At 65.1% G+C, this 5,805-nt stretch carries 4 protein-coding genes; 1 reads left to right on the top strand and 3 read right to left on the bottom strand.

The window, feature by feature from the left end; genetic code table 11:
- Nucleotides 1-263: 263 nt before the first annotated feature.
- A complete protein-coding gene (locus tag ACTHJR_RS19220) occupies nt 264-1,307 on the bottom strand; it encodes an arabinan endo-1,5-alpha-L-arabinosidase (RefSeq protein ID WP_440525035.1) in 1,044 nt (347 codons plus the stop codon).
- Between the two features lie 109 nt (nt 1,308-1,416).
- Entirely contained in the window at nt 1,417-4,110 is a 2,694-nt protein-coding gene (locus ACTHJR_RS19225) for a TonB-dependent receptor (protein ID WP_440525036.1), read from the bottom strand.
- A 361-nt stretch (nt 4,111-4,471) separates the two neighbouring features.
- Between ACTHJR_RS19225 and ACTHJR_RS19230 the strand changes: the two genes are divergently transcribed.
- The gene (locus tag ACTHJR_RS19230; RefSeq protein WP_440525037.1) at nt 4,472-4,627 is read left to right on the top strand and encodes a DUF3309 family protein; all 156 of its coding nucleotides are present in this window, start codon (nt 4,472-4,474) and stop codon (nt 4,625-4,627) included.
- A gap of 152 nt (nt 4,628-4,779) precedes the next feature.
- Here the strand turns inward: ACTHJR_RS19230 and ACTHJR_RS19235 are convergent.
- On the bottom strand, nt 4,780-5,805 hold a 1,026-nt coding region (locus ACTHJR_RS19235), incomplete at its 5' end, for a TolC family protein (protein ID WP_440525038.1).

Genomic DNA, 5,805 nt, shown 5'->3' on the forward strand with positions numbered 1-5,805 from the left:
CTCTACGCACATTTCGCGAAGACGATCGCGAACCGGGCGATCGACGCCGACCTGCGCCCGCTCGAACTGGTCGCCGACGCCTTCCTGCTCGCCGAGCGCGAGACGGTGGCGGCGTTCGACTTCTAGGCCCCGCCTTCTCTCCGGCAAAGGCCGGGGGTCAGTTCCGTTGCCGTCTAGAGGACGTCCCGCCACCACGAACGCATTGCCGCTAGGCCCCGGCCCTCGCCGGGGAGGCGTAATCTCGCTTGCTGGACCGGCCTTCGTCAGGTCAGCGCGCTCGGCCAGCCGGCGGCGTCCCATTTGACTTCGGCGATGCGCAGCGTCGGCGCCGAACCATGTTCGGTGTCATAGGCATGATAGACGATCAGGTCGCGGCCCTGGTCGTGATAGAGCCCGCAATGGCCCGGCCCGCGCCAGCGCGACGACCCCCACGGGCGCTCGACGATCACGCCGGTGCCGTAGCCGTCCATCATCGCCTTGCCGTCGCGGCCGAGATACGGCCCGGTCACCGCGCGCGAGCGGCCGACCGCGACATAATAGTTGCTCGCTTCCTTCTTGCAGCAATAGTCGAAGCTGGCGAATAGATAGTACCAGCCGCCGCGCTGGAAGATGAACGCCCCCTCGATCGGATTGTCGCCGCCCGACGGCGCCGGCCGATAGGCGATCGAATGAACGACCTTGTCGCCGGGGCGCGGCTTGCCGGTCCTGCGGTCGAGCGCGATCAGCTTGAGCCCGCTCCAATAACTGCCGAACGCGAGCCAATGATTGCCGGCGGCGTCGACCACGAAATTGGGATCGATCGCATTGTAGGTACCGCCCTCGAACGTCTCGACCACCATGCCGTGATCGGTCCAGCGATATTGGGGTGACGCGCGGTCGAGCGTCGGCGTCGTCGCGAAACCGATCACCGACCGCATGCTGCCGCCGGTCGAGACCGCGTAATACATGCGATACTGACCATCGACATGCGAGATGTCGGGCGCCCACATGCTCTTCGCCTCGGGGATCGCCGCTTGCGCCCAGGCCGGCAAGGCGTCGAACGGGTCGCCATTGTCGCGCCAGGCGGCAAGGTCGTTGGAGACATGCCAGGTGACCGACGGCCGCTTGCTCCAGCCACCCGAGCCGAACACATGGTAAGTGTCGCCCTCCCGGATGATGACCGGATCGTGCACCGGCGTGAGGTCGCCGCTCAGTCTGGCGTTGAGTGAGCCGGGATGGACCATCTGCGCCAGCGCAGCCCGGCCGAGCATCGCGGCCCCGAGCCCGCCGACACCGCCGATGATCAAACCGCGTCGATCGATCGTCATAGGATATCGCTCCAAAAAAGAAGGATGGATGCCCGGCCCGGGCACCCATCCAAAGTGCAGTCTCACCAGGAGGAACTTGGCGGACCGGAGAGTGTCGGCAGGACCACGATCAGAACTTCGCGGTGACGCCCAGCGAATAGGTCGAGTCATCGAAGCGATGGTCGCGCGGCAGTGCCGGGTCGCCATAATAGCTGCGATAATTCGCCTTGGTCAGGTTGGTGCCGCTCAGCGTCACGGTGATGCCATGGACCAGTTCATAGCTCACGCTGGCGTCGAGCCGGCCGCTGGGACGCACGCCGTTCAGCACCAGCACGGTGCCGTCGGGACGCAGCGTCGTGCCGCCGTAATTCTCGTCATAATAGCTCGAGCGATAGGTGTAGGCGACGCGGCCGGTGATGCCGTATTTCTCGTACATCGCGCCGATGTTGTAATTGTACTTCGACACGCCCTGGAGCTGATCGCCGAACAGCGGATCGCCGGGAGTCTTCACCTGGCTGTCGGCCAGCGTGAAATTGCCGAAGACGCCGAGCCCGCCGAGCGCCCCGGGCAGGAAGTCGAAGAACGCCTGGCCGCTGACCTCGATGCCCTTCAGCGTCACCTTGCCGACGTTGCGCGGCCGGGTGATGTTATAGTCGAAGCCGTTGATCGTCTCGACCTGGCTCTGGCTGATCACGCGATCCTTGATGTCCTTGTAATAGGCGCCGAACGCGATGAAGCTGTTCTTCCCGAAATAATATTCCAGCGTGCCGTCGAACCCGTCCGAGCGCTGCGGCTTGAGGTTGGGGTTGCCGCCCGAGCCGGCCGGCAGGATGAGGATGTTGGTCGAAATCAGATAGGACAGGCCCGGGTTGAGGTCGCCGAAGCTCGGCCGCGCGATCGTGCGCGAATAGTTGAAGCGCGCCTGCAGACCGCCGCCGAACCGAATCCGCGCGCTGGCGTTGGGCAGGAAGTCGTTGTCGCTGGTATTGGCGCTGAACGGCGTCAGTACCGGGGCCGGGTTGGGATTGGCCGGCGTCGCCGCCGGGGTGACGAACGCGGCGCCGGCGATCGAGCGGTCGGTGTGGGTGTAACGCCCGCCGATCAGGCCGTCGACCTTGACCGCCCCGCCGAGCGGAATCTCGTACTTGACCTGGAGATAGCCGGTGTAGGTCTTCTCATTGGCGTTGAACGTGCGATCGGCGGTGAAGGTCGGCCAACCCGCGCCCAGGCCGTAATAGGCCCGCAGCTTGTCCTGCAGCGCGGGGTCGCGCAGCTCGTCCTGGTTCGGCGCGAACACGCCGACCCCGCCATCGACGCTCGGAATGCCGTCCGAGTGGATCATGAAATCGGCGGGCAGGAATGGAACGTTGGTGATCAGCGTGCCGCACACCGTGCCGCAGGTGCCGCCGAGCGATTGCTGATGCTTCGCCGAATGGTTCGCGAAGCGGGCACCGAACTGGAGCTGGTCGAGGAAGCCGCCCAATTTGTAGCTGCCGTCGAACTTCGCGGCGAATTCCTTGCCGGTGTCGCGGATATTGTCCTGGTTGAGCGGCGACATGCCGAAACCGGCGACGGTGTCGAGCCCGTTGACGGTGTCGTGATAGACCGTGCCGCCGTCGATGTTGACGCCGTCGACGACGGTCGTGATGCCGCCCGCCGGCTTCAGCGTGTCGAGGATGAAGTTCTGGTTGCGGACTCGCGAATGCTGGTACGACAGGTCGAAATTCAACGACAGCGGCCCGCGATCATATTTGCCGCCGCCCGACACGACATAGACTTCGGTGCGGTCGTTATGCGCCTGGGTGCTGGTGAAGCCGCCATGGCCGGTCGACGTGAACGAGTTGGCCAGGCACAGATTCTCGGTGTGGCCATTGGCGTCGAAGAAGCCGGCACCGTTGACCTTGAAGTTGCCGCAATAGCTCGACTTGTCGACATTGCTGAAAGCGCCGCCGAACACGTCGTCGATCAGGAAGACGCTGGCCCATTTGGAATGATAGGTGGTGCCCAGCGCATTGGCGTAGATCTGAAGATCGGGCGACGCCTGCCACTGCCACGCCAGGTTGGCCTGTTTGCGCTCATAGCGACCCTGCTGGTTAAGCCCGCCGACGCAGGTCGGGGCATAGACACCCGCCGCGCCCGGAGGGCCTTCGTTGCCGCTGCGGAAGTCGCAATTGAACGCGATCGGGCGATTGAACTCGGTGCTCGAATAGGAAACGTCCGCGAGCAGGCCCATTTCGCCGATCCCGGTCTGGAACCGGTCGGACAGGAGCAGACCGAGCTTTGGACTGATCTTGTCGGTGTTGGCGGTGGCGATGCCCTGCGCGTTCGCCGCTATAGTGAAGCGCTGAAAGTCGAACGGCTTGTGCAGGCGCAGATCGATCTGGCCGGCGACGCCGCCCTCGATCAGGTTGGCCGAGCTCGACTTGTAGACGTCGGCGCCCGCCAGCGCTTCGGCCGGCAGGTCCTGATAAGCGAAGCCGCGGCCGGTGCCGGTGAAGATCTCGCGCCCGTCGAGCGTGGTCAGGATATCGCCCAGGCCGCGAATGATGGGGCCGACGATCTCGTTATTGTCGCCGACGGTGACCTGCACGCCGGGCACGCGCTGCAGCGCGGAGGCGACCGTCGGGTCGGGGAATTTGCCGATGTCGTCGGCGACGATCGAATCGACGACGTTATCCGAATTGCGCTTGATGTCGGCAGCCTTGCCGAGCGATGCGCGCAAACCGGTGATGACGATGTCGGTGGGCGTGTCGCCATTGCTCTGAGCATCGCCCGCCGGAGCGGGTGCGGTCGATTGCGCATATGCCGGGGCGCCCGCCAGCATGAGAACGCCTGCCGAAGACGCGCAAAGCAGCTTGAATTTCGTGATCACCTTTCAACCTCCCTCGCCGGCGCATGGTTCGCCGATCGAGAGTGCGATTAAACTAAGCTTATTTGTATGACAAGTCATATTTGAACGAATGTAGTGCCGGTAGCGCAATTTTTGCGCGATGCCGGCGGCGAAATCGCTGGGAATGCTGTGCGATCGGTGGTTACGCGCCGTCGCCTCGGGATCGCTCACGCGCCGTGCGCCGCTCGCGGTCGGCGAGAGCCGGCACACCGATCGGCGAGAGCCGGCGGCCGAAAATGCCGGAACCGCAACTTCGCCCGCCGGTTGTACCCGAAACAACTAAAGGAGCGGAACAATGCTCGGAACGATCATCATCGTGATCCTGATATTGGCGCTGATCGGCGCGCTGCCGACCTGGGGGCATAGCCGCAATTGGGGATATGGCCCTTCGGGCGGCCTGGGTCTGATCGTCATCATCCTGATCATCCTGCTCGTGCTCGGCAGGATCTGATCAGCGGGCACGGACGAGCCGGCGCCACGAACGGCGACGCCGGCGTACCCGCCGTCCAGCGGGAGGACTGGTAACGATATTCGACGGTGATCACCGCTTCCACTAGCGCATGAACGGACGTCCGCGCCCGCGTATCGCGCTCTGGACGCCGCCTAGGATGGACCCGTCGCGGCGTAGAGCTGGATCAGCCCTTCGATCCGTTCCTGCCGGGCGAGCGCGCGGGCATCCTGTACCGAGACGCGCAGATCCTGCGCGTCGAGCAAGTGCTGGAGATCCTCCGCGCCTTCGAGATATTGCTGGCGCGCGAGTTTCTCGGTGGTCTGCGCCTCCACCTCGACGGCAGTGAGCAACCGCTCGCGTTCGTCCGAATGACGGATCGCGGATAGCGCATCCTCGACTGCGCGCTGGGCGTTGAGCAACGCCGCGCGATAGACGCTGACCGCTTCGCGCTGCTGCGCGGCGGTGTAATCGAGTTGGCCGCCGAGGCGATTGCGCCCGAAGATCGTCGCCAGCACGCTCGCGCCGATATTGCCGATCAGCGAGACCGGGCTGCCCTGCCCCGCCTGGAACGCGCCGCCGATCGACAGGTCGAGACTGGGGTAGAAAGCGCGCCGCGCCGCGGCGACGTCGCCATTGGCCGCGCGGATTCGCGCCTCGGCCGCGCGGACGTCGGGCCGCCGCTCGATCAGTTGCAACGGCGACGGCACCGGAATGTCGGGTGTGGTGAAGAGGCTCAGGTCGGCGGGCGCGACGTCGAACGACGGCGATTCTTCGCCGACCAGATACGCGAGGGCGGTCCGCGTCTGGTCGAGCGCTTCGGAAATCCGGCTGCGCTCGGCCTGGAGCTGGCGCAGGCGGATCGACTGCAACCCGACCTCGACCTTGTTGGCGGCGCCTTCGCGATTGCGGATGCGAATGACGCGATCGAGTTCGCTCGCCTGGGCGATGCTGGTATCGATCAGCGCGAGCCGTCGCGCCAGCGTCGCCCGCTGAACATAAGCGCGCGCGATCGCCACCGAGACTTGCAGCGCCGCGACCTCGACATCGTTGTGGCTCGCCGTCACGCGCGCGGCGGCGGCCCGCTTCTTGGCGCTTTCCTGCCCGAACAGGTCGGGCGAAATGGTGACGTCGACGCTCACGGCGCTGCCCGAGAAGTCGAACGCCTTGGTCAGATAATT

It is taken from the genome of Sphingomonas sp. (genome assembly GCF_051962185.1).
GTDB lineage: Bacteria > Pseudomonadota > Alphaproteobacteria > Sphingomonadales > Sphingomonadaceae > Sphingomonas.